This window comes from Sphingomonas sp. (assembly GCF_035944535.1).
GTDB lineage: Bacteria > Pseudomonadota > Alphaproteobacteria > Sphingomonadales > Sphingomonadaceae > Sphingomonas_B.
Genome location: NZ_DASZBC010000011.1, coordinates 1 through 23515, shown reverse-complemented (window position 1 = coordinate 23515; position 23515 = coordinate 1). Strand labels below are relative to the sequence as shown.

General features: G+C 65.4%; 21 protein-coding genes and 1 rRNA gene. 9 read left to right on the top strand and 13 right to left on the bottom strand.

Annotated elements, in window-relative coordinates:
• Positions 1-34 precede the first annotated feature (34 nt).
• Positions 35-1993 (top strand): type ISP restriction/modification enzyme, encoded by a 1959-nt coding sequence (locus tag VGT77_RS11480; RefSeq protein ID WP_327462677.1) that lies wholly within the window; start codon positions 35-37, stop codon positions 1991-1993.
• Between the two features lie 384 nt (positions 1994-2377).
• Here VGT77_RS11480 and groL read toward each other — a convergent pair whose 3' ends face one another.
• Together groL and groES are read right to left on the bottom strand one after the other, a co-directional pair.
• Entirely contained in the window at positions 2378-4021 is a 1644-nt protein-coding gene (groL, locus tag VGT77_RS11475; protein ID WP_327462675.1) for a chaperonin GroEL, read from the bottom strand.
• A 32-nt stretch (positions 4022-4053) separates the two neighbouring features.
• Positions 4054-4341 carry a co-chaperone GroES gene (gene groES, locus VGT77_RS11470; RefSeq protein WP_327462673.1) on the bottom strand — a complete coding sequence of 96 codons (288 nt, stop codon included), beginning with the start codon at positions 4339-4341 and terminating at the stop codon, positions 4054-4056.
• Positions 4342-4535: 194 nt separating this feature from the next.
• Between groES and sppA the strand changes: the two genes are divergently transcribed.
• From sppA to VGT77_RS11455, 3 genes are read left to right on the top strand one after another with little or no spacing between them, the layout of a single operon-like run.
• Complete coding sequence (gene sppA / locus VGT77_RS11465; protein WP_327462671.1) at positions 4536-6380, top strand: signal peptide peptidase SppA; 1845 nt, start codon at positions 4536-4538, stop codon at positions 6378-6380.
• On the top strand, positions 6380-6949 hold the full coding sequence (locus tag VGT77_RS11460; protein ID WP_327462669.1) for a GNAT family N-acetyltransferase: 570 nt from the start codon (positions 6380-6382) through the stop codon (positions 6947-6949). Before sppA ends, VGT77_RS11460 begins: the two co-directional genes overlap by 1 nt.
• A gap of 32 nt (positions 6950-6981) precedes the next feature.
• Entirely contained in the window at positions 6982-7281 is a 300-nt protein-coding gene (locus VGT77_RS11455) for a hypothetical protein (RefSeq protein ID WP_327462667.1), read from the top strand.
• Positions 7282-7531: 250 nt separating this feature from the next.
• On the opposite strand, the gene VGT77_RS11450 is transcribed toward VGT77_RS11455, so the two are convergent.
• From VGT77_RS11450 to VGT77_RS11435, 4 genes are all read right to left on the bottom strand, one after another.
• Positions 7532-9109: a methyl-accepting chemotaxis protein gene (locus tag VGT77_RS11450; RefSeq protein WP_327462665.1), complete on the bottom strand. Its 1578-nt coding sequence runs from the start codon at positions 9107-9109 to the stop codon at positions 7532-7534.
• Between the two features lie 70 nt (positions 9110-9179).
• Complete coding sequence (locus tag VGT77_RS11445; RefSeq protein ID WP_327462663.1) at positions 9180-10019, bottom strand: TorF family putative porin; 840 nt, start codon at positions 10017-10019, stop codon at positions 9180-9182.
• A gap of 195 nt (positions 10020-10214) precedes the next feature.
• The gene (locus VGT77_RS11440) at positions 10215-11615 is read right to left on the bottom strand and encodes an ammonium transporter (RefSeq protein ID WP_327462957.1); all 1401 of its coding nucleotides are present in this window, start codon (positions 11613-11615) and stop codon (positions 10215-10217) included.
• A 16-nt stretch (positions 11616-11631) separates the two neighbouring features.
• A complete protein-coding gene (locus tag VGT77_RS11435; RefSeq protein ID WP_327462661.1) occupies positions 11632-11970 on the bottom strand; it encodes a P-II family nitrogen regulator in 339 nt (112 codons plus the stop codon).
• A gap of 225 nt (positions 11971-12195) precedes the next feature.
• Here VGT77_RS11435 and VGT77_RS11430 point away from each other — a divergent pair, with 225 nt between their 5' ends.
• Positions 12196-12507, top strand: coding sequence for a c-type cytochrome (locus VGT77_RS11430; protein ID WP_327462659.1), 312 nt, complete (start codon positions 12196-12198; stop codon positions 12505-12507).
• 123 nt (positions 12508-12630) lie between these two features.
• Here VGT77_RS11430 and VGT77_RS11425 read toward each other — a convergent pair whose 3' ends face one another.
• Both VGT77_RS11425 and VGT77_RS11420 read right to left on the bottom strand, forming a co-directional pair.
• Positions 12631-13383 carry an SDR family oxidoreductase gene (locus tag VGT77_RS11425; protein ID WP_327462657.1) on the bottom strand — a complete coding sequence of 251 codons (753 nt, stop codon included), beginning with the start codon at positions 13381-13383 and terminating at the stop codon, positions 12631-12633.
• Positions 13380-14012, bottom strand: coding sequence for a glutathione S-transferase family protein (locus VGT77_RS11420; RefSeq protein WP_327462655.1), 633 nt, complete (start codon positions 14010-14012; stop codon positions 13380-13382). Before VGT77_RS11420 ends, VGT77_RS11425 begins: the two co-directional genes overlap by 4 nt.
• Positions 14013-14116: 104 nt before the next feature.
• On the opposite strand from VGT77_RS11420, the gene VGT77_RS11415 reads away from it, so the two are divergent.
• The 4 genes from VGT77_RS11415 to VGT77_RS11400 all read left to right on the top strand — a co-directional run bounded on the left by VGT77_RS11415 (position 14117) and on the right by VGT77_RS11400 (position 17230).
• A complete protein-coding gene (locus VGT77_RS11415) occupies positions 14117-14635 on the top strand; it encodes an N-acetyltransferase (RefSeq protein WP_327462652.1) in 519 nt (172 codons plus the stop codon).
• 78 nt (positions 14636-14713) lie between these two features.
• Positions 14714-15277, top strand: coding sequence for a DUF1285 domain-containing protein (locus tag VGT77_RS11410; RefSeq protein WP_327462650.1), 564 nt, complete (start codon positions 14714-14716; stop codon positions 15275-15277).
• Positions 15274-15867, top strand: a complete 594-nt coding sequence (locus VGT77_RS11405; RefSeq protein WP_327462648.1) for a CoA pyrophosphatase — start codon at positions 15274-15276, stop codon at positions 15865-15867. Before VGT77_RS11410 ends, VGT77_RS11405 begins: the two co-directional genes overlap by 4 nt.
• A gap of 115 nt (positions 15868-15982) precedes the next feature.
• A complete protein-coding gene (locus tag VGT77_RS11400) occupies positions 15983-17230 on the top strand; it encodes a CCA tRNA nucleotidyltransferase (RefSeq protein ID WP_327462646.1) in 1248 nt (415 codons plus the stop codon).
• Here the strand turns inward: VGT77_RS11400 and VGT77_RS11395 are convergent.
• The 5 genes from VGT77_RS11395 to rrf form a co-directional block, all read right to left on the bottom strand.
• Positions 17152-18873, bottom strand: coding sequence for a bifunctional diguanylate cyclase/phosphodiesterase (locus tag VGT77_RS11395; protein ID WP_327462644.1), 1722 nt, complete (start codon positions 18871-18873; stop codon positions 17152-17154). The two genes, VGT77_RS11400 and VGT77_RS11395, sit on opposite strands and share 79 nt — an antisense overlap.
• Positions 18874-18926: 53 nt before the next feature.
• Positions 18927-21170, bottom strand: coding sequence for a DNA topoisomerase IV subunit A (parC, locus tag VGT77_RS11390; protein ID WP_327462642.1), 2244 nt, complete (start codon positions 21168-21170; stop codon positions 18927-18929).
• A gap of 48 nt (positions 21171-21218) precedes the next feature.
• Complete coding sequence (locus VGT77_RS11385; RefSeq protein WP_327462640.1) at positions 21219-21794, bottom strand: response regulator transcription factor; 576 nt, start codon at positions 21792-21794, stop codon at positions 21219-21221.
• Positions 21782-23167 carry a HAMP domain-containing sensor histidine kinase gene (locus VGT77_RS11380; RefSeq protein WP_327462638.1) on the bottom strand — a complete coding sequence of 462 codons (1386 nt, stop codon included), beginning with the start codon at positions 23165-23167 and terminating at the stop codon, positions 21782-21784. The genes VGT77_RS11385 and VGT77_RS11380 overlap by 13 nt, the downstream gene beginning before the upstream one ends.
• A gap of 239 nt (positions 23168-23406) precedes the next feature.
• Positions 23407-23515: ribosomal RNA gene (rrf, locus tag VGT77_RS11375) — 5S ribosomal RNA — on the bottom strand; the annotation flags it as partial.

The following is a 23515-nucleotide window of genomic DNA, read 5'->3' as shown; positions in this document are numbered from 1 at the left end:
GCACAAATACAAGGAAGAGCTGCACGCCAACGAAGTGGCCATCCTGCCTTATTACGTCGCCAACCTGAACATCGAGGCGACCTACCAGGCGATCACCGGTCAATTCGCCGAGTTCGAGAATCTGTGCTTCGTCGACACGCTGGATAACGTCGATGCGCTGGGGATCCATTCAGGCCATCAGTTCGACCTGCTCGGCGGGTTGGCCGACGAGAACATGGAGCGCGTCAAGCGCCAGAACCGCCGCAAGATCAGCGTCATCATTGGCAACCCACCCTACAACGCCAACCAGCAGAACGAAAACGACAACAACAAGAACCGCACCTATGCGCACATCGATGCGCGCATAAAGAACACCTACATCAAGGCGAGCACAGCGCAGAAGACGAAGCTCTACGACATGTATGTTCGCTTCTTTCGTTGGGCGAGTGACCGCATCGGCGACGAGGGCGTCGTCGCGTTTATCACCAACCGGAGCTTCATTGACGCCCACACAGCTGACGGTTTTCGACGCATCGTGTCGGAAGACTTCTCCGAGGCGTGGATTGTCGACCTTGGCGGCGACTACAAAAAACAGGGCGTCGGCGGCTCGGGGAATGTTTTTGGAATTGGCACGGGCGTCGCGGTTAGCTTTTGGGTCAAACGGAGAGGGAATCGCGCGCCAGCCCGCTTGGCTTATCTCGCTGCGCCAAGTGGTAGTGCGGAAGAAAAGCTAACGTGGGTAAGCACACATGATCTTTCTACTGCCAGGTCGCAGGTGCTTAGTGATAGGCCAGACGCAGCTTGGATCGATATTCCGGAAGCCGAGACATCGGCCCTTATTCCGCTCGTCGATAAAAAGAACAAGCTGAAGGATGGTTCGCGTGATCGAGCAATCTTTAAGCTATTTTCCCTGGGAGTTGCTACCAATCGCGATGACTGGGTTTATGACAGGAACACGTTGACGCTGGCCAAAAAGGTTCGCTTCTTTGTCAACGCGTTCAACCGGGAGCATCGGCGATGGCGAAGGGAAGGAATGCCCAATCGGACAGGAGATTGGGTGGATCGTTCGATTAAATGGACCAGTGAGCTTGAAGCCTATTTGAAGCAGCCGAAACGCCTACATAGTTCACGAAAACTAAAGCGGTGCGCACTCTATCGCCCATTTACAAAGGTGGTGACACATTTTGCGCCGATTATAAGCCATCGACCGTACCAACAGCATCGGTTTTTCCCATTTGGTACAGAGGTGCCGAACCCATACCTCGCCATGACTGGGCCGGGCTCTCAGAAGCCTTGGATGTCTTTAGCGAGTGACGTGGTACCCGATTTGCATCTCGTCGGAGCGGGCGCCGGGACAAACGTGCTCCCCCGCTACCGTTACACAAAATCCGGCGAGCGGGTCGACAACATCACCGATTGGGCGCTCAACAAGTTCGTCGCGCATTATGGCAAGAAGGGCGTCAGCAAGGACGCGATCTTCCACTATGTCTATGCCGTCCTTCACGATCCCATTTATCGCGAGACCTATGCGCTCAACCTGAAGCGCGAGTTTCCGCGCATCCCCTTCTATCCCGACTTCGCGCGCTGGGTGGCTTGGGGGCAGGCGCTGATGGCGATGCATATCGGCTATGAGGAGGTGGAGCCTTGGCCGATCGAGCGGATCGACACGCCCAACCCGAAGCGCGCCGAGGGCACACACCCCAAGCCAATCCTCAAGTCCGTGCCGGAGCAAGGACTGGTCCGCGTCGACGAGGACACGCAGATCACCGGCATTCCACGCGAGGCCTGGAACTATCGGCTCGGCAACCGCTCGGCAATCGACTGGGTGCTCGATCAGCACAAGGAGAAGACGCCGCGCGACCCGACCATCCGCGAGAAGTTCAACACCTATCGGTTCGCCGATTATAAAGAGAGTATGATCGCGCTGCTCGCGAAAGTGGTGCGAGTCAGCATAGATACGGTGGCGATCACCGAGGCGATGCGGTCGCTTGATCGGAGCGCATGGGAGCGCTGATCCTCTAGGGTAATCGGCGCTAAGTTGGCTGCAGCGCCTCGCTTCGGCAAAGCGAGCACCTGTGCTCATCCAGCCTGCGCCGCCCGTATCTCCGCCTAGGCTGAGCCTGTCGACGCCCTTCCTTCTGTTCTCTTAAGGCAAGTAGAAAGGGAAGGCTTCGACAGGCTCAGCCCGAACGGTGTTTGGTGATGGGGCTAGTTCTTCAAGGTTGGTTGCAAGCGAAAGGGCCGGAGCGGTTGTGCTCCGGCCCTTTGCTTTGGCTTTGGTGTGGACCGGCGACGGCGAAGCCGCCGCCTCGTCGGTCGGGATCGCCCTTGGGCGACCCGCCGGCCGGCCGGTGACGAGTCCGGAGCTAGCTTGCGCTAGCTCCGGCCGTCATCCGGCTCAGAAGTCCATGCCGCCCATGCCGCCCATGCCGCCGGGCATGCCGGCCGGAGCCTTTTCATCCTGCGGCAGCTCGGCGATGGTCGCCTCGGTGGTGATCAGGAGACCGGCCACGGACGCGGCGTCCTGGAGCGCGGTGCGGACGACCTTTGTCGGATCGATCACGCCGGCCTGGACCAGGTTTTCATAGGTCTCGGTCTGAGCGTTGAAGCCCTGGGTCTCGTCGCCTTCGCGGAGCAGGTTGCCCGAGACGACGGCGCCATCGACGCCGGCATTCTGCGCGATCTGCTTGACCGGGGCGGTGATCGCCTTGCGGATGATGTCGATACCGCGGGTCTGATCGTCGTTCTGACCCTTCAGGCCCTCAAGCGCCTTGGTGGCGTAGAGCAGCGCGGTGCCGCCGCCTGGGACGATGCCTTCTTCGACCGCGGCGCGGGTGGCGTGGAGAGCGTCGTCGACGCGGTCCTTGCGCTCCTTGACCTCGACTTCGGACGCGCCGCCGACCTTGATCACGGCCACGCCGCCGGCGAGCTTGGCGAGACGCTCCTGGAGCTTCTCGCGGTCATAGTCGCTGGTGGTGACTTCGATCTGCTGGCGGATCGCCTCGGTGCGGCCCTTAATGGCTTCCGCATCGCCGGCGCCATCGACGATCGTGGTGTTGTCCTTGTCGATGGTGACGCGCTTGGCCTGGCCGAGCATGCCGAGCGTGACGGACTCGAGCTTGATGCCCAGGTCTTCCGAGATCATCTCGCCCTTGGTGAGGATCGCGATGTCCTCGAGCATCGCCTTGCGGCGATCGCCGAAGCCCGGTGCCTTGACGGCCGCGACCTTGAGGCCGCCGCGCAGCTTGTTGACGACGAGCGTGGCCAGCGCCTCGCCCTCGATGTCCTCGGCGATGATGAGGAGCGGACGGCCGCTCTGCACCACGGCTTCGAGGATCGGCAGCATCGCCTGCAGGTTCGAGAGCTTCTTCTCGTGGATCAGGATGTACGGGTCGTTCAGCTCGACCTGCATCTTCTCCGGATTGGTGATGAAATAGGGCGAGAGATAACCGCGATCGAACTGCATGCCTTCGACGACGTCGAGCTCGAACTCGAGACCCTTGGCTTCCTCGACGGTGATCACGCCTTCCTTGCCGACCTTCTCCATCGCCTCCGCGATCTTCTGGCCGACTTCGGTGTCGCCATTGGCCGAGATGATGCCGACCTGGGCGATTTCCTGGCTGCCGGCGACCGGCTTGGAGCGCTTCTTCAGGTCCTCGACGACCTTGGTGACGGCGAGATCGATGCCGCGCTTCAGGTCCATCGGGTTCATGCCGGCCGCAACCGACTTCATGCCTTCACGCACGATCGCCTGGGCGAGCACGGTGGCGGTGGTGGTGCCGTCGCCGGCCAGGTCGTTGGTCTTCGACGCGACCTCGCGCAGCATCTGCGCGCCCATATTCTCGAACTTGTCCTTGAGCTCGATCTCCTTGGCGACGGTCACGCCGTCCTTGGTGATGCGGGGCGCGCCGAAGCTCTTGTCGATGACGACGTTGCGGCCCTTGGGGCCCAGGGTCACCTTCACCGCGTCGGCGAGGATATCCACGCCGCGGAGGATGCGCTCGCGAGCGTCGCGCGCGAAACGGACGTCTTTAGCTGCCATGTGTCAGTTCCTTCTCAGAGTTCGTTGAAAGCTCAGCCGACAATCCCAAGGATGTCGGACTCTTTCATGATGATCAGGTCTTCGCCGTTGACCTTGACCTCGGTGCCGGACCATTTGCCGAACAGAATGCGGTCGCCGGCCTTGACGTCGAGCGGGGTCACCTTGCCCTCTTCCGACTTGGCGCCGCCGCCGACGGCGATCACTTCGCCTTCCTGCGGCTTTTCCTTGGCGGTGTCGGGAATGATGATGCCGCCGGCCGTCTTTTCTTCGGCTTCGACGCGGCGGACGAGCACACGATCGTGCAGCGGACGAAAGTTCATTTCGTTAGTCCCTCCGGTATGTAATGGCTGTTGGCACTCACCTGCCGCGAGTGCCAGCAGCGGTCATATATGCCGGTCGAAATCGGGCTTCAAGGCTGAACGGATAGAAAGTTTCGCCTGCGCGACAATCGGAACGGGGTTGCAAAGGGGCGGCGTGCCGCCGACCTTCGCGCCAACCGATCGGAGAATATCGAATGCGCCTTCTTGCCGGTTTCTGGCGGCTGCTCGTGGGCATCAAGGACGGGCTGGTGCTCGTCTTCCTGCTGCTGTTCTTCGCGGCCCTGCACGCGGCACTGACCTGGAGCCCGGCACGGACCACCGGATCGGGCGCGCTGCTGCTGGACCTCGATGGCACGATTGTCGAGCAGCCGGCCGAGCGCAGCCTGCTCGACTCGCTCGGCGGCGGCCCCGTCACGCGCGAGCACCGGCTGCGCGACGTGATCCGCGCGCTCGACGCGGCGCGTAGCGATGGCGACATCAAGGCGGTGGTGCTCGATCTCGACAGCTTTCTGGGCGGCGGCCAGGTCGCGCTGGAGCAGGTCGGCGAGGCGCTCGACCGGGTGAAGCACGCCGGCAAGCCGGTGCTCGCCTACGCGACCGGCTATACCGACGACGGCTATCTGCTCGCGGCCCACGCCAATGAAGTGTGGCTGAGCCCGATGGGCGCGGTTGCCTTCACCGGGCCGGGCGGGTCGCGGCTTTACTATAAGGGACTGCTCGACCGCCTGGGCGTGAATGCGCATGTCTATCGCGTCGGCAGCTACAAGTCGGCGGTCGAGCCTTATCTCCGCTCCGATCAGTCGCCAGAGGCCGAGCAGGCGAACCGGGCGCTGGCGGGATCGCTGTGGAATGGCTGGCTGCGGCATGTGAGCGCGGCCCGGGCCAAGGCGAGGCTGGCGGAATCGATTGCCAACCCGGCAGGGGCCGGGCGGCTCGCCGATGCGGCGGTGGAGAGAGGGCTGGTCGACAGACTGGGCGAGCGCGAGGCCTTCGCCGAACGCGTGGCGAAGATCGCCGGCAGCGACACCAGGCGCGGCAGCTACAAGGCCGTGCGGCTGGAGGATTGGGTCGCGGCCAATCCGGTCAAACATACCGGCGGTAATGTCGGCGTGGTGACGGTCGCGGGCACGATCCAAGACGGCGAGGCCGGACCTGGCGCGGCCGGCGGCGAGACGATCGCCAAGGCCGTACGCCAGGGTCTGGCCCGGGGCGACCTGAAGGCACTGGTCGTCCGCGTCGACTCGCCGGGCGGATCGGCGCTCGCGTCGGAGCGGATTCGATCGGCGCTGATCGAAGCGAAGCAGGCGGGCTTGCCGGTGGTCGTTTCGATGGGGTCCGTCGCGGCCTCCGGCGGCTATTGGGTCGCGATGGCTGGCGACCGCATTTTCGCCGAGCCGACAACCATCACCGGGTCCATCGGCGTGTTCGGCGTGTTGCCGACCTTCGAGAATGCCCTGGCCAAGATCGGCGTTACCAGCGACGGCGTGCGGACCACTCCGCTCAGCGGCCAGCCCGATCTGTTCGGCGGCACCACGCCGGAGTTCGACCGGCTGGCCCAGACCGGCGTCGAAGACATGTACCGGCGCTTCGTCGAACTGGTCGCCACGACGCGCAAGCTGCCGCCGGCGCGGGTTGACGAGATCGCGCAGGGCCGGGTGTGGGATGGCGGCAGCGCCCGGCAGCTGGGACTGGTCGACGCCTTTGGATCGTTCGACGATGCCGTGCGCGAGGCGGCGCGGCGCGCGAAGCTGAGCGCGGACGATGTCGATCTCGTCTATCTGGAGCGGGCGCCAAGCTGGGTCGAGCGGATCGCCGCCGACTGGAGCCGGCCAAGTGACGAGGGCGGTAGCGGCGATGTGCTGGCGATGCTGGGCGCGCGCCAGACGGCTCTAGCCTGGAGCGCGATCGAGGATGCGCGGCGGCTTGCGACCGGCGGCGGGTCGATCCAGGCGCGCTGTCTCGAATGCGGCACGACCGCCTCTGGCGTCCGGCCGAGCCCGGGGCTGTTTGCCTGGCTGCTCGCGAAGCTGGCGCGCTGATGCGCCTTCGCGCCGCCGCTCCCGAGGATGCGGCGCGGATCGCTGCCATCTACACACCCTATGTCACCAAGGGAGCCGTCTCCTTCGAGGAACGGGCGCCCGATGCGGCTGAAATGCGCGTGCGGATGGACAGAGCCGGAGGGCTCTACCCGTGGCTGGTCGCCGAAGAGCATGGCGTGGTGCTCGGCTATGCCTATGCGGGGCCGTTCCGCGCGCGCGCAGCCTATCGGTTTGCGGCAGAGACGACCATCTATGTCGCGGAGGAGGCGCAAGGCCGGGGCGTAGGCCGCCGGCTTTACGAAGCCCTGCTGAATATGTTGCGCGCGCAGGGCTTCAGGCAAGCCATCGCGATCATTGCCTTGCCGAACGCAGCGTCCTTGCGGTTGCACGAGAGACTTGGGTTCAGGCGAGCCGGTATCAACCCACGGGTTGGCTGGAAGGAAGGGCGCTGGATCGACGTGGGCATTTGGCAGCTCCAGCTGAACGACTGCGACGACGCACCGGCAGAGCCGCGCCCCTTCCGCGACATGGGCATCGCCGATGGAACGAGTGAGGGACTCAGCGCGTAACGGCTCCACAAGATCAACAGGGAGGTCGACGCATGATCCGGATCAGCCTGGCCACTTTGGCCGCCCTTTCCATCGCCGCTTGCGACGGCCCGCGCGAACAGGCGGGCGAAAAGGCCGACAACGCGTCGGGAGCGGTCGAGAGCGAGGACTCGATCCAGAGCGGCCCCGCCGAGACCATGGGCGAACGCCAGGACCAGGCTGAGGACGCCGTCAACGACGCGCGCGAGGCCCAGGCCGACGCGCTCGAGGAACAAGCCGACGCCGCCCGCGAGGCGGCCGAGGAGCAGGCAGAAAAGCTGGAGCAGCAGGCGGACATGGCCCGGGGTAAGTAGGCCAGCGGCACCTCGCCTCGTGCCCTGGAGGTCCGTCAGGAATGGTTTGGAGGCGTTCCGTTCGCCGCAGCAATCCCCATCACTCAACCAGTCATCCCATGCTTGACAGGGGCTTGGCTTTGATCCGTTGCGCGAAATGGCCGATCAGCCAAGCGGATGATATCTGCGTTTGAAGACAAAGAAGTAGCCGAGCCCCGTGTCGACCACGGGGTGACGTTTGAGGGTGCGCTAGCGTTTACCGGCCGCGCCCTCACGCCGCCTTTAGTTCGGCGACGAAGGACTGCGCCTCGCGCTGAAGTTTGTGGGCGTGCGCGGTGAGTTGGGCGATCGAAGATTCGACGCTCGTGATCAGGCCGGTGGTGCCGTTCGCCGCCTCCTCGGCGCGGGCGGCGCCGGTCTGGAGTTCGGAGGCGACGGAGGCGGCGGCATCGGCGTAAAGGTGGATGGTCTGCACCAAGCGCTGCTGGTTCTCGGTTGCCGATGAGACGAGCTCTGCCACTTCCTGCAGCAGGTCGAAGCTGCCCCTAATCTCCTCGACAATGTCGGAGGTCCGACCGACCGCTGTCGAGAGCGTTGAAAAGCGGCCCTTCACGTCGTCGGTCGCGGCTGCCGCCTGGTTCGCCAACGCCTTCACTTCATTGGCAACGACGGCAAAACCGCGCCCCGACTCACCGGCCCGCGCCGCTTCGATCGTCGCATTCAGAGCCAGCAGATTGGTCTGCTGCGCAAAGCCCGAAATCGCATCCACGATGGATGAGATGCTGGCTGCCGCCTCGATAAAGTTGCGGAGGGTATGGTCGGCTTCGGAGGCCAGCCTCTGCATCTTGAGCGTGGTGCGCCTTTGTTCGTCGGCCCGCGACAAGACCAGGGCAAGCGCGGCGCCAAGCTCCTGGGTCGAGCGGAGCAGATGGCCCGCATCCACATCGGCGCTGCGAGCACGGGCCGCAAGACTGACGATCTGATCCGATGTTTGTGCTGACTGCGCGGCCAGCGCCTGCGCATTGGCGCCGGTCTGCTCGGCACCGCAACTGAGTTCGTCCAGCGCCAGCAAGATCGAGGCCTTCAGCTTCGCCGCGATTTCTTCGTTGAGTTTCAGGCGCGCGGCGTCCTGCGCCTCGCGTCGGCGGTTCAGTTCCTCCGCCTCCCGCAGCTGAGCCTGGGCGGCAGCGATCCTCGCTTCATTGGCCAACAGATCGCGCTCACGCGCGGCGCGTTCGAGGTCTGCGCCGACTTCATGCTGAAAGCGCAGTGCGGTGCCTTGAGCCAGCACCGTGCGGGCCAGCATCAGAACAAAGACGGCAAGGCAGAAATAGACGGTCAGCGGGATGGCCGAAGCAATCGCGAAAATGCCGGCTATGCCGCCAGCGATCAGGAGAAAGACGAGCCCGGCGGCGGGAATGGCAGCATAACGCAGCGCCCCCACCGCCATCACACCCGCCATGACCGTCGTGACCAGCACCTGGTCTGCGGGCGACGCCTCCATACCGGCCACGGAAAGGAAAAGGAACCAGCCGGCGGCGACGCAGCCTGACTCGATCGTGATCGCGCGAGCCTGTCGGGCGGCGTCGATCACCCGCCAGCCTGATCGGCGCTGGATCAGCCAGCGCGACAGGACGGCGCAACTGACCAGCAGGTGCAGCATCGCTCCCGCGACGATCCACTTGTGGTTTGGCAGATCGCTTAGCGCCCAGATGAAGCTTCCGCTCACCGCGGCCGTAGCCGCAAAGGTGAGCGGGTAGGAGCGCGCGACCGAGCGCAATTGCGCTTCGACCAGGTCGGCGGACGACGCGCTCCATGCCTTCAAGTCGGACCAGTGCCAGAGATGCAAGCGCGAACCTCCACAAGAACCGGAGGTTCATAGGCTTGCCTGGCTAACGGTCCGTTAAGCGATTAACTTTTCAGAATGCCGCCGTGATCGAGAACACCACTGTGGAATCCGAGATCGACTTGCCGCTTGCGACCGTGCCGAAATTGGGCAGCAGCGGCAGCCGGTCCGCGTTGCTGATGTCAGTGTCGACATAGGCGACGCCCAGGGTCAGGTTCTTCCAGGTCCCATCGATGCCCAGCAGCCAATCAAGATACTTGCCGGTCGGCGCCACGCTGGTCCCGTTCGGACCCAGGCCGGAATTGCCGTCCGAATAGCCGAGATGCCCCTTGACAGTGAGCGGCGTGCCCGGGACCGCCGCCGCGGCATCGCCCCAGATATAGAGATTGTCTTCCTTGTCACCCGGATCGGACGGTGTGCCGGCGACAAACTCGGCACCGGTCCGATACCAGCGGCCGAGCGCTTCTTGGCTCGGCGCATAGGCGACGCCGGCGGTGAGCGCGACGGGTCCAACGGTGCCGTTCACCTTCACATAAGGCTCGGCGAAGTCGGTCTTGTTGACGCCGCCGGCATACATGTACCAGGTGAGCCCAACGTCGATCGATGCGCTCTCGCCGATCGGGAATTTATAGCCGCCGAATATGTCGGACTCGAGGTTCGGGCCACCGAACGTGCCCCAGCCCGCCAGGTTCGATCCGAACACGCCGACATAAAGCCCGCTCTTGTGCGTGACCGTGATCGTACCTTGGACGGCCGGATCCTTGTCAGATTGGGAGACGCCGCGGAAACGATAATCGGACACGCCGACGACGCTGCCGCTGATTGTGAAGCCGGAAGCTTCCTCTTCCTGCGCGTGAGCCGCCGAAGAGACGAGAAGAAGGCCCATGGTCAGAGCCTGGAAAGACGTGCGCATAATACCCCACCTTGCTTGGGTTATCGTCACGTCCAGCCTGCGCCGGCGGGTTCGGGCCTCATTCGGGCCTGTGCCGCCGTGACAGGATGATGACAGGCTTTTCGCGGCGCACAAGAACAAAAATGCTGCACTGCAACAAAAAAGAGGCCGGCGAGTCGCCCCGCCGGCCAGTCAGTCCCTCGCAGGTGGACCTCGTCAGTAGTTGTAGGCGCGCTCGCCGTGTGCGGAGAGGTCGAGGCCTTCGCGCTCGGCATCCTCGCTTGGCCGCAGGCCCAGGGTCTTGCCGATGACGAAATAGAGGATCGCCGATACAAGACCGGACCAGACGAGCGTGATCAGCACCGCCTTGATCTGGGTGACGAGCTGCCCGGCCATGTCATAGGCGCCGGGCACGGCCGGAAACTGCGTATAGTCGAACCAGCCCTGCCCGCCGAGCGCCGGATCCGCGACGATGGCCGTGCCGATCGCGCCCACGATGCCGCCGACACAGTGGACGCCGAACACGTCAAGCGTGTCGTCATACTTCAGCCGGTTCTTCACCGTCGACACGAAGAAGAAGCAGATCGGCGAGACGGCGAGGCCAAGCAGGATCGAGGTGCCAGGCGCCGCGAAGCCGGCTGCCGGGGTGATCGCGACGAGGCCTGCAACGGCGCCCGTCGCAGCGCCCAGCATCGAGGGCTTGCCATGCTTGATCTGCTCGACGACGGCCCAGCTGATCCCGGCGGCTGCCGTTGCGACGAAGGTGTTCAGGAAGGCGAGCGCGCCGACGCCGTTTGCCTCTAGGTTGGAGCCGGCATTAAAACCGAACCAGCCGACCCAGAGCAGGCTAGCGCCGATCATCGTCATGGTCAGCGAATGGGGCGGCGTCGCCTCGCGCGGCCAGCCGATCCGCTTGCCGATCATGATCGCACCGACGAGACCCGCAATGCCGGCGTTGATGTGCACGACCGTGCCACCGGCGAAGTCCAGCGCACCCATGCCATAGAGATAGCCGGCGTCGGTTGGTGCGTCGGATAGGAAGTCCGGCCCGGCGAAATACCAGACCATGTGCGCGATCGGGAAATAGACGAGGGTCAGCCAGGCGACGACGAAGACCATCAGCGAGGTGAACTTCACCCGCTCTGCAAAGGCGCCGACGATCAGCGCCGGCGTGATGCAGGCAAAGGTCATCTGGAAGACGACATAGACATATTCGGGCAGATAGACGTTGTTGCTGAAAGTCGCCGCGTAGGTGCTGGTCGACACCCCCTGCAGGAATGCCTTGGACAGATTGCCGATGAAGGGCGAGCCGCCTGTGAAGGCGAGGCTATAGCCCCAGGACACCCAGACGAGCGCCGCCACGCAGACGATCATCAGCACCTGCATCAACAGGCTCAGCATGTTCTTGGTGCGCACCAGCCCGCCATAGAAGAGCGCGAGCGCCGGTACCGACATCATCAGCACCAGGGCGGAGGAGACCAGCATCCAGGCGACGTCGCCCTTGTCGACCATAGTCGCCATCTGCTCGGGTGTCGGCGCCTTGACCGGCCCGCCCTGCGCCCAGGCGGGCTCCGCACCCAGGCCGAGCAAGGCGGCCACTGCAAGCTTCAGCTTCATCGTGAGATCCCCCTGTTCAGATCGCCGCATCGTTCGTCTCCCCGGTGCGGATGCGGATGGCGTGGCCGACTTCGATGACGAAGATCTTGCCGTCGCCGATCGATCCGGTGTGGGCCGCCTGCTGGATCGCCTCGACGACCCGATCGAGTTGATTGGAGGGGCAGACCACCTCGACCTTGATCTTAGGCACGGTGTTGGTGGTGTATTCGGCGCCCCGGTAGATTTCCTTCTGACCCTTTTGCCGGCCAAACCCCTGGACCTCGGTGACGGTGAGGCCGGACACGCCAAGCGCGGTGAGCGCCTCGCGGACCTGGTCCAGCTTGAAGGGTTTGATAATCGCGGTGACGAGCTTCATGCGCAGTCCCCTTTGTTCCCCTGCACGAATGTTTCACAGCAATGACATTTGGGTCAATGAAAATTGTGCAGGTGCGAACAGATTTATTTCGCAGTTGCGGAAGTGGTAAGGTGACGAATAACGACGTCACTTGCCATTCATGTTCAGCGGCTTAGGAGCGCGGCATCGAGGCTGAAGCGGCGGGGATTTCGGATGCGCTTGGTTCTGTTCGCATTAGCAATGACCATGGCTGGCGCTGCGCAGGCGCAGAACGATCCGTCATTCGCCCCTTGCGCCGCGTGCCACACCGTCAAGCCGGGTCAGAATCGATTGGGGCCGACGCTGCACCGGATCGTCGGCGCGAAGAAGGCGGCCGTGCCGAACTTCAATTACTCCCCGGCGCTCAAGGCGCAGAAGGGCGTCTGGAGCGAAGCGGAACTCGATGCTTATATCGCCAATCCGCGCGCGAAGGTGCCCGGCACGCGCATGATCTATGTCGGCATGCCCGATAAGGCGAAGCGGGCGAAGCTGATCGCCTGGCTGAAGACGCAGAAGTGATGAAGAAAGGTCATTCCAAACTTGCTTCGGGATAAGCCTTCCGGCGCTCTGACTTCAGTCGGCTGATCGACTGCGTCCGAGCGGCTCCACCCTTATCCCGAAACAAGTTCGGGATGACGATTGCTAGAGAAACTGCACGTCCCTTTGCAGGCCCAGGAAGCGCTGGCCACCGTCTAGCGTGATCGTCTGGCCGGTGAGCGTGGGCGTCGCAATGACGAAGCGGAGCGCCTCCACGATCTGCTCGACCGTGACCCCGCGGCCAAGCGCGTTCAGGCGGTGGACCTGATCGAAATTCTCGCGGGTCTGCAGACCCGACACCAGAGTGACCGAAGGTGCGATCGCGCAGACGCGGATGTTGCGCGCGGCGAGCACGCGGGCGCTTAGCTCAGTCACCGCAGCGAAGGCCGCCTTGGCGATGGTGTAGGTGAAGAAGTCCGGATTGGGCTGTGCGAGCTTGGCGTCGAGCAAGTTCACGACAAGCGCATTCTGCCCCTCCGGCACTGCCTTGGCGAAGGCTTGGGTGAGCAAGGCAGGGGCGCGGGCGTTGACCGACATATGCCGGTCCCAATGCTCGGCGGTGAAATCGTCGAACTGATCGAGTTCGAAGCCCGCTGCGCTGTTCACCAGCAGGGCGGGCGGCGGCAGCCCATCCAGCGCCGCAACGATGCGGGAGGGAGTCGCGGGGTCGGCCAGATCAGCTTGAACAGTCGAGGCGCCGAGTTCATCCGCGAGTTCGGCGGCTTCGCGAGTCGAGCTATGGTGATGGATCAGGACGTGCCAGCCATCGGCCGCCAGGGCGCGGCTGATCGAGCAGCCGATGCGCCGTGCGCCGCCCGTGACGATCGCAGTGCGCGGTTGGCCGAACTCCGCCGTCACGCAGTCGCGCTCGGCCGGGCGGAGACGCGCGCATGCCACGCCGCGACAGCTGGCGGGAAGTCGCCGTCGGACAGGCGCGTGGCCTTGGCGAAATCGACCGTCATCAACCCCGTCAGGTCGGCAAAGCTATACGCGTCCGTCGCGATCCAGTCGCGGTCCCGCAGATGCTCGTCCAGCGTCTCCAGGAACCAGGCCCACATATTCTGGCCGCGCATCACCAGTTCGGGAAGCTGCGGAACCGGCGGCCAGCGGCCCGACAGTGCGCGGTCGGTCATATGCTTGTTGCGGTTGCGGAAGGCGTAGACGACGCCGGCATAGCCCTCCGCCTCGATCTTGCGGGTCCAGGCTTCGATCCGGGCGATCTCCAGCGCATCGCGACCGAACAAGGGCGGGTCGGGGTGCAGCACCTCGAGATAACGGCAGATGGCGACCGAGTCCGCGATGCACTCGCCGCTGTCCAGCTGAAGGACCGGCACCGTGCCGCGAGGGTTCAAGCCGATAAAGGGATCGCGCAGATTCTCGCCATTGGCGAGATCGACCATGCGCCGTTCGATCTCCAATCCCTTTTCGGCCAGATACATGCGGACACGGCGCGGGTTCGGCGCCCAGACGGCGTCATAAAGCTTCAAAGGCGGAACCTCCCTGCCCCCAAGTGAATCTCGCTTCCATTGCGGCGCCGCAACGCTAAAGCGCGCCGCTCCGGGCGTCCATGCCCGGTCTTGAGGACCAACGATTGAACCTTCGCCTGTCTCCCCTGACCGAAGCCAAACCGCAGGAGGTCGAAGCCTTGCTCGATTCCGCCTTCGGTGCCGACCGGCACGGCCGCACCGCCTATCGGCTGCGGGAGGGGACCGCGTCGCTGGGCGAGTTGAGCTTTGCGGCTTGGGATGGGAGCCGGCTGGTCGGTTCGTTGCAGAGCTGGCCAGTCGCTTTGCGCACGGCCGTGCACGTCGAGCGCCTGGTGATGGTCGGCCCAGTCGCCGTCTTGCCGGAGGCGCAGGGGCAAGGCGTCGGCACGGCGCTGATGGACGCCCTGATTGCTGCCGCGGAAACCGAACGTGCCGACGCCCTGATGATGATCGGCGACCCTGACTATTATGGCCGTTGGGGCTTCACGGCCGAGCAGACGGGTCGCTGGCGGATCGAAGCGGGGCCGTACGAGCAGCATCGTCTGCTGGCGCGGCTGAGGCGGACAGTGGGGGCCCAGGGGCAGCTCATCTCTGTTCGTCATCCCGAACTTGTTTCGAGATAAGCCCTCCAACGCACCGTCGGTTCACCGGTTATGCCGAAACAAGTTCAGCATGACGGGATTGTGAGTTAGGCGAAACCCATGCCCATGCCTGCCCCTCCTGCCGACCTGTCCGGACTGTCCCTCGCCGAGATCGCCAAGCTGGCCGGCGAGGCGAAGCTGCCGCCGGTCGCGAGCTGGAACCCCAGCCACTGCGGCGACAGCGAAATGCGGATCGCGCGCGACGGCACCTGGTTTCACCAAGGATCGCCGATCGGACGGCAGGCGATGGTCAAGCTTTTCTCGACCATCCTCCGCCGCGAGCCGGACGGCTCCTATGTGCTGGTTACTCCTGTCGAGAAGCTCGACATTGCGGTCGAGGACGCGCCGTTCGTCGCCGTCGAGCTGAAGAGCGAAGGCGAGGGGCAAGCCCGGCGGCTCGCCTTCCGGCTGAACACCGGCGATTTGATCGTCGCCGGGCCCGATCACCCGCTGCGCTTCGAAGAAAAGGCGGACGGGCCTCATCCCTATCTGGTGGTGCGTGATGGCCTGGAGGCTCTCGTCGCGCGCTCGGTCTATTACGAGCTCGCCAACGCCGCAATCGAGGAAGCGGCCGATCCGCCGGGCTTGTGGAGCGACGGCGTCTTCTTCCCGATCGCCGGATGAGCCTGGCCGAGCGGCTGGCGGAGGCGCTGGCACGCGGCTCCGGACGCGAGCCTGTGCCGCTGTCGAGCGACATGCGTGACGCGGTGCTGGAGCCGGTCACCGGCCTTACCCCGGCGGCCGTGCTGGTGGCCGTCACCGATCGCGAGGAGCCGGGCGTGATCCTGACGCAGCGGACCGAAACGCTGCGCAAACATGCCGGACAGGTGGCCTTTCCGGGGGGTCGGATCGATCCGGGCGAGGACGCGGTCGCGGCTGCGCTGCGCGAGGCGGAAGAGGAGATCGCCTTGCCGCGAGACCGTGTCCAGGTCGTGGGGCCGGTCGACCGCTATGTGACCGTCACGGGGTTCCAGGTTACGCCGGTGATCGGCGTGGTGCCACCCGACCTGCCGCTGACGCCCGCTGCGGCAGAGGTGGCGGACTGGTTCGAGGCGCCGCTCGCCTTTCTGCTCGACCCGGCCAATCACCAGGATCGCGAAGTCGATTGGCAGGGTCAGCGGCGCCGCTATTACGAAATCCTGTGGAATGGGCGGCGGATCTGGGGCGCGACGGCGGCGATGATCGTCAATCTGGCGCATCGGCTGCGCGACTGAACATCCTTCTCGTCACTCCCGCGCAAGCGGGAACCCAGCTTCTTCTTGATCGGCCAGCGGGTTGCTCCGATGCAGCAACTGGGTTCCCGCTTTCGCGGGAATGACGAGGTAAGCTTTGAGCACATCGATCAACTATGTTCCGGTTCCGCCCGCCGGCTGGGACGGCGAGGCGCTGGCGCGCCTGGGCGAGGCGATCGGCTTCGGCGAGGGCCGCAGCCGCTATATCGGCGGCTGGGTGCGCGACACGCTCGCCGGAGTGCAGCCCGGCGATCTCGACATCGGTACGCAACTGTTGCCGGAGGAGGTCAAGGCGCGAGCAGAAGCGGCTGGATTGACGGTGTGGTCCAGTCCCTCCGGCATCGCGCATGGGACGGTGGGGGTGGTCGTGGGCGGCAAGCCCGTCGAGGTCACGACGCTGCGGCGGGACGTCAGCACGGATGGGCGGCGGGCGACCGTCGCCTTCACCCGGGGCTGGCAAGAAGACGCGGCGCGGCGCGACTTCACGATCAACGCATTGTCCGCCGACCCGGTGACCGGGCAAGTGTTCGACCATTTCGGCGGAGGTGACGATTTGGCGGCGGGGGTGGTGCGCTTCATCGGCGACCCGCTGCAGCGCATCGCGGAGGATCACCTGCGCATCCTGCGCTTCTTCCGCTTCCATGCACGCTTCGGCCGCGGCGCGCCGGAGCAAGCCGCCTATGCGGCGTGTAAGGCACGGGCGAACGACCTGATGGCGCTCAGCCGAGAGCGGATCGCCGATGAATTGCTGAAGCTGCTCGGCACCGCCGACCCGGCGCAGGCAATCGGGCACATGTTGAACGCCGACATATTCAAGCCAGTGCTGCCCGAGTTCGATCAAGCCGGATTGGAGCGGCTGGAAGCGCTGGTTCGGGCGGAGCGGGCGGCGCAACTACCGGGCGACCCGGTCCGGCGGCTGAGCGCGCTCGGGCCGCAAGACGCGGACAAGGCAGAGGGGATCGCGGCGCGGCTGAAGCTGTCGAACGCGCAGCGCAAGCGCATCGCCGCGGCCCTCACCGCACCGGCCGCCGGATCGCAGGAACTCGCCTACCGCATCGGTGTGGAAGGGGCGATCGACCGGCTGCTGCTCGACGGCGACGCAGAGGCGGCCGCTACGATTGCCGCTTGGAACCCGCCGCGCCTGCCTATTTCCGGCGGCGCCTTAGTGAAGCGCGGGCTGGACGCCGGACCGGCCGTCGCGCGGGCCCTCAGGATGGTCGAGGATCGTTGGGTAGCAGAAGGTTTCCCGCCGCTTGCGCGGGTCGATCAGCTCGCGGACGAGGTCGCGGCCACGCTCCGCGACCAGAAGTCGAACGCGGCTTCGGGGTCCAGCGGCGCTGCATAGAGATAGCCCTGACCGCGGGTGCAGCCGAGCGCGGCTAAAGTCTGCGACAGCTCGCTGGTCTCGACGCCTTCCGCGGTGGTCTTCAGGCCGAGCGCGTCTGCCAGCGAAATGATTGCACGCACGATCGCGACCTTGTCCCTGTCGCCCAGCATGTTGGTAACAAAGCTCTGGTCGACCTTCAGCACGCCGATCGGCAGGCGCTGCAGATAGGCCAGGTTGGAATAGCCGGTGCCGAAATCGTCCAGCGCGAGCGTCGCACCGATGTCGCGCAGCTGATGGAGCATGCGCGCCGCGCGCTCCGGCTCGGCGATAATGGCGCTTTCGGTGATCTCCAAGGTCAGACGCGCCGGATCGAGGTCGTGGGTGGCAAGCAGGCCGGTGACAAGCTGGGGCACGTCGTCGCGCGTGATCTGGATGGACGACAGATTGACGTTGACGCGCGGAGAGGAGCGCCCGCCTGCGCGCTCGTCCCAGCCGCGCAAGGTGCGAAGCGCCGCCTCCAACGCCCATCGGCCGAGCGGCACGATGAGACCCGACTCCTCCGCCACAGGGATGAAGCTGCTGGGAGGCACGTCGCGCCCCGCTTCCTGCCAGCGGGCCAGGGCTTCGAAACTTTCGACGCGGCCGGTCTGCAGATCGACGATCGGCTGAAAGGCTAGAGTCAGCCGCTCCGCCTCGATCGCGCGCCTGAGCGAGGTCTCCAGTGAGAAATGATGACGCGCAAGGTCAAAGGCGCGGGGCTGGTAAAGCTCCACATCGCCGCTCGCTTTAGCACGCTTCACCGCGAACTGGGCGCGGCGGACGAGCTCGTCGCCATCGCAGCCCGGTTCGAGCACCGCGCAGCCGATGGCGCAGTCCATCCGAATTTCCAGATCTGACAAGCGGCACGGAGCGACGAGCACGTCGGCGAGCCGCCGCGCGACGGCGAGTGCTTCCTCCGGCCCATCGCTCAGCTTCACGCAGACGCCGAACTCGTTGCCGCCGGTCCGGGCGAGGGTGTCGCCGATGCGGATCGCGGATAGCATGCGGCGGGCGATGGTGATCAGCAACTCGTCGCCAGCCACTGGGCCGATCGACTCGTTGATGCGGCTGAAGCGGACGAGATCGATGATCAGTACCGCATGCGAGCCGGGCTCCGCACCGGCGAGCGCGGTCTCCAGCGCTTCGCTGAAACCGGCGCGGTTCGGCAGGCCGGTCAGGCTGTCGCTGAACATCTCGCGCCTGAGGCTTTTTTCCGTCGCGCGTTCGGCGGTGCGGTCCAGCAAGGTCAGCAAGCAGCGCGGCTTGATACCCTGAATGCGGGCGAGCCGGGCAGCACGGATGCTGTAACAGCGGCCGGCGATCGGGTCGCCGTCGCTCCAATCGCACTCCAGGATCGCTCCCGAACCTTGCAGGAAGTCACGTACCTGGCCGGCAAAGTCGCAGCGGGACAGCAAATCTTCGCCCAACAGGCTAAATGCATCATTGGCATCGACGATGCGCAGGTCGCTCGCGTCATCGGTCTCCAGGATCGCGGCTGCGATCGGCAGCGCCTCGAGGAAGGGGCGCCGCAACTGGTCCGCGGCTCGGGCAAGCGGCGCGCTCTCGACCAGCGAGAGAGGATGCGCCGAGGGGGCGCTTGCGAGCTTGCGGGCGAGAGCCATTCGGCCTCTGCCCTAGACGCGAATGGTTAAGGCGGTGTTCCCTTTGGTAGGCGTCAGCCGAAGCGATTGTCGCGCGGGAAGCCGATCGGCGCCATGCGACCAGCCGCGCCTCGTGCGCTGCGCCAGGGTGTGAGGTCCGCTTCGGTCCGCGTACGTCCGCTGCCGCCGGCCATCGACCAGCTGAGCCCGTCCGCGAACTTGAGCGCGACCGCGTCCGACAGGCCGCCGTCCCGGTAGCGCTGCAGGGTCACGCCCTGGCCGCGGCCCATCTCAGGGAGCTCCGTCAAGGGGAAGAGAACGAGTTTTCGATTGTCGCCGACGACTGCGACATAATCGGCATCCTCGGCGATGCGGCGGACGATGCGCAGCTTGGCGCCGGTGCGGATGTTGACGACCTGCTTGCCCTTCCGGGTCTCGGCGACGACCTCGTCCACCTTGGCGATGAACCCACGACCGTCCGACGAAGCGAGCAACAGGCGGCCGGCGCCTGCCGCGAAACAGGCGGCGACGCCGATCTGGCCATCCAGATCGATCATCAGCCCGATCGGCTCGCCAAAGCCGCGGCCGCCAGGCAGCCTGTCGCCGGCCAGCGTGTAGAAGCGGCCATTCTCCGCCGCGATCAGGATCTTGTCGGTGGTGTAGGCGTGAAAGGCGAAGGCCGGGCCGTCGCCTTCCTTGAACTTCATCGTCTCGGCCGAGGCAAGCTCGGCATGGCCTTTCAGCGCACGGATCCAGCCGCGCTGCGACAGCACAACGGTGATCGGCTCCTTGTCGATCATCGCCTCGCGCGAATATTCGCGCGCCGGGCCGGCTTCCTCGATCGACGTCCGGCGGGCGCCAAGCGTCGTCTCCAGGCCGTAGCGATCGCGTAGCTTCGCAAGATCACGCTTCATCCGCGTCTTCTGACGAGCGGGGCTGGCGAGCAGCGCGCGCAGCCCTTCCCGCTCCTCGTCGAGCTTGGCGCGCTCGCCCTTGATCTCCATCTCCTCCAGGCGCCGCAGCGAGCGCAGGCGCATGTTGAGAATGGCTTCGGCCTGCCGGTCATTCAGCGCGAACTCCGCCATCATCACCGGCTTGGGCTCGTCCTCGGTACGGATGATCTCGATCACGCGGTCGAGGTTCAGATAGGCGATCAGATAGCCGTCGAGCAGCTCGATCCGATCGTCGATCCGGGCGAGCCGATGCTCGGAGCGGCGGACCAGCACGACGAACTGATGGGCGAGCCAGCCTTCGAGCACCGGCTTCAGCCCCAGCACGCGGGGCGTGTGGTGCGCGTCTAGCACGTTCATGTTGAGCGGGACCCGCACTTCCAGGTCGCTCAAGCGAAACAGGCTGTCCATCAGCATGTCGGGGTCGACGGTGCGGCTGCGCGGCTCCAATACGATCCGGATCTCGGCGTCGGACTCGTCGCGAATATCCTCCAGGATCGGCAGCTTCTTGTCGTTGACCAGAGCCGCGATCTCTTCGATCAACTTGCCCTTCTGCACGCCATAAGGAATCTCGGTCACCACCGCGACCCAGGTGCCGCGGCCGGTATCCTCCTTCGTCCAACGCGCCCGCACCCGGAAGGCGCCGCGCCCGGTCGCATAAGCTTCGGCGATCGCGCCGGGCCCGTCGATGATGACGCCGCCGGTGGGGAAGTCAGGTCCCTTCACATGCTCCAGCAGCCGTGCCGGCTCAGCGTCCGGCTCGTCGATCAGCAGCATGGCGGCATCAAGCACTTCGGCCGCATTGTGCGGCGGAATGCTGGTCGCCATGCCCACCGCGATCCCGCTCGCGCCATTGGCGAGCAGGTTGGGGAAGAGGCCGGGCATGATCTCCGGCTCTTCCTCTTCGCCATTATAGGTCGGGCGGAAATCGACCGTGCCTTCGTCGAGGCCGGCCATCAGGTCGATCGCGACTTGGGTCAGCCGCGCTTCGGTGTAACGGTAGGCAGCGGCATTATCACCGTCGATGTTGCCGAAGTTGCCCTGCCCGTCGACGAGCGGATAGCGCAGCGCGAAGGTCTGCGCCAGGCGAACCATCGCGTCATAGACCGACTGGTCGCCATGCGGGTGATATTTGCCGATGACGTCGCCGACGACGCGTGCGCACTTCTTGTATCCCGCCGCCGGGTCGAGCCGCAGCAACCGCATGGCCCAGAGCAGCCGCCGATGGACCGGCTTCAGACCGTCGCGCAGGTCCGGCAGCGAACGCGCGGTGATCGTGGACAGGGCGTAAACAAGATAGCGCTCCGACAACGCGCTATCGAAAGGCGCGTCGGCAATGGCATCGAACGGATCGGCGAGATCGGTCATGAGAGCGGATTAAGGCGTCCGTCTACCCTTGTCATTCCCGCGAGGCCGCTAAGCTGTTGATGAAAGTCCCCGCTTCTCCGCTCGCGACACTGCGTCGGTGCGGTTGGCGGCGCCGAGCAAGGCGATGATGCGGGAAACGTGGATCTTGACGGTCGCCGGCGCGATGCCAAGGCGGAGACCGATCTCCTTGTTGGTGAGGCCGCTGCCCATCAGCCGCAGCACGTCACGCTGGCGGTCGGTGAGACTTGGCTCGTCGGCACCATTCGGCAGGCCCAGAGCATGTTGGAGCGGGTCGAGCAGCTCCTCTGCGTCGAACGTCTTCGAAAGGATGCCGATGACGCCGCAGGCGCGGATCGCGTCGAGCAGGGCGGGATCGGTCAGGCCGGTGACCACCATGATCGGCAGGTCGGGCGCCATGTCCCGCAGCCGCTGCACGCCTTGGACCGGCTCGGCGCCGGGCATGGCCAAGTCGACAAGGCAGAAGTCGGGGCCGCCTCCCGCCAGCGCCCAGGTCTCTGGAAAGCCCGCCGCCTGATCGACCGACAGCTCCGGCCAGCGGCCGGTGAGCGTCGCGGCGAGCGCCTGCCTCATCAGCGGATGATCGTCACCAATCAGGCAGCGCAACGCAGATCCTCGGCTTCTGTACCGGTCGTAACTGGCAGAGAGATGTAGAAGGCAGCTCCGCGGATCATCTTGGCGACGCCACATTGCCCATCCATCAGCGCGACAAGCCCCCGCGTCGAGGCAAGGCCCAATCCGAAGCCGCCGGACGCGCCGACATGGGCACCCTGTTCGAACGGGCTGAAGATGCGCGCTTCGTCGCCTTCGCCCAGCCCCTTGCCGTCATCGATCACCCAGAGGCGCACGCTGCCACGCTCGCGGCGGCAGCCGAGCAGGATCCGCCGCGCTTCGGCATGGCGGACAGCGTTCGCAATGAGGTTTTCCAACGCGCGGGCGAGCAGTGCCGGATCGGCCGTAAGCACGACACGCGAACCGGCCCGGCGGATGCGGATGCCCGCGGCAGCGGCAACGGGCCCTTGGGTCAGGAGCACGCGGTCGAACACGTCACCGGCTGTCAGCCGCTCGATGCGCGGGCGGATCACACCGCCTTCCAGCTTCAGATGCTCGAGCATGGCGGTGACAAGGGCGCGCGCTGCAGTCAGCGCCTGGCGCAGGCCGCCGATCGAGGGCGCCTGTTCGGCGGCGCGGCCACCCGGCTTGATGCGGTCGAGGAACAGGGCGGCCGCCTGGAGCGGCTGCTGCAGGTCGTGCGAAGCAGCGCGGATGAACTGGGTCTTGGCGTCCCGCTCGCGGGCGACGGCCGTCAAGGCGAGGGCAAGTTCGCCGCGCGCTTCCTCGGTCTCCGCGCGCGCCGCTGTCGCCGCCACCACTGCCTGACGGATGAACCTCCGCACCGCGATCAACGTTGCGCCGAACAGCGGCAGGAAACAGGCGAGCGGCAGCGCATAAGGCGGCCGCGCCACCAGCAGCCAGGCAGTGAGCGAACCCAGCACCATGACGACTGCGCTCGTCAGCACCTGCGTCGCTTCGCTGGCTGCTGCGAACTGGATGATCAGATACCAGGCGTATAGAATGATCATCAACGCCCGGAGTTCGGGCGGCGATGCGGGTAGAAACACCCAGACGCTGGCAGCGGTCGCCAGATTGCACAGCATCATGCCGGCCTTCGCGCAGGGTATCCAGGTCGAAACGATCGCGTCCTCGGGGGGCGGGCGCGTCACGAAGCGCGTCCAGGCGATCAGCCAGCCGGTCAGGAAGACGGTCATGGTGCCGAACCAGAGCTGGTAGCCGATCTGGTCCCGAAGCGCGGCGAACTCCCAGGCCAGGAACGCCGTAACCGACGCCAGGCCGATCCAGGCGGCGACGCTCCCCTTCAGTTCGGTGCGAACCTCGTTGACGAGGATCTGATCGCGATGCGCCGCCTTCACGCCGGTCTCCCCGGCCCAGCTATCCGGGACTGCGGGCGCGGCTGTCAAGCGCGGCTAGGCCATTCGGCCTAATGGGCTTTCCCGCTGCGGCACAGTAGCTTGCATGGCATTCCGTCGGCGGCACCCTTGGTCCTCCTGCCGACGGGCCCGAGGGGCCTCCGCTGGAAACAGGGGGAACGGGGGCCCCTCCCTCCATCGGCCCTCAAACGCAACCGGCCCCGCAAGCTGCTGCTCGCGGGGCCGTGGGCGTGTCGTTGTGAATGGGTTTTGTTTGTGCTGGCTTCAAAGCCTGGCGGCGACCTACTCTTCCACTGCTTAGGCAGTAGTACCATTGGCGCTGTCTGGTTTCACGTCCGAGTTCGGGATGGGATCGGGTGGGTCACAGACGCTATGGCC

Coding starts and splice junctions, on each gene's coding strand:
- groL (WP_327462675.1), bottom strand. CDS start 4,021: ATGGCAGCTAAAGACGTCCGTTTCGCGCGCGACGCTCGCGAGCGCATC.
- groES (WP_327462673.1), bottom strand. CDS start 4,341: ATGAACTTTCGTCCGCTGCACGATCGTGTGCTCGTCCGCCGCGTCGAA.
- sppA (WP_327462671.1), top strand. CDS start 4,536: ATGCGCCTTCTTGCCGGTTTCTGGCGGCTGCTCGTGGGCATCAAGGAC.
- VGT77_RS11460 (WP_327462669.1), top strand. CDS start 6,380: ATGCGCCTTCGCGCCGCCGCTCCCGAGGATGCGGCGCGGATCGCTGCC.
- VGT77_RS11455 (WP_327462667.1), top strand. CDS start 6,982: ATGATCCGGATCAGCCTGGCCACTTTGGCCGCCCTTTCCATCGCCGCT.
- VGT77_RS11445 (WP_327462663.1), bottom strand. CDS start 10,019: ATGCGCACGTCTTTCCAGGCTCTGACCATGGGCCTTCTTCTCGTCTCT.
- VGT77_RS11440 (WP_327462957.1), bottom strand. CDS start 11,615: ATGAAGCTGAAGCTTGCAGTGGCCGCCTTGCTCGGCCTGGGTGCGGAG.
- VGT77_RS11435 (WP_327462661.1), bottom strand. CDS start 11,970: ATGAAGCTCGTCACCGCGATTATCAAACCCTTCAAGCTGGACCAGGTC.
- VGT77_RS11430 (WP_327462659.1), top strand. CDS start 12,196: ATGGCTGGCGCTGCGCAGGCGCAGAACGATCCGTCATTCGCCCCTTGC.
- VGT77_RS11410 (WP_327462650.1), top strand. CDS start 14,714: ATGCCCATGCCTGCCCCTCCTGCCGACCTGTCCGGACTGTCCCTCGCC.
- VGT77_RS11405 (WP_327462648.1), top strand. CDS start 15,274: ATGAGCCTGGCCGAGCGGCTGGCGGAGGCGCTGGCACGCGGCTCCGGA.
- VGT77_RS11395 (WP_327462644.1), bottom strand. CDS start 18,873: ATGGCTCTCGCCCGCAAGCTCGCAAGCGCCCCCTCGGCGCATCCTCTC.
- parC (WP_327462642.1), bottom strand. CDS start 21,170: ATGACCGATCTCGCCGATCCGTTCGATGCCATTGCCGACGCGCCTTTC.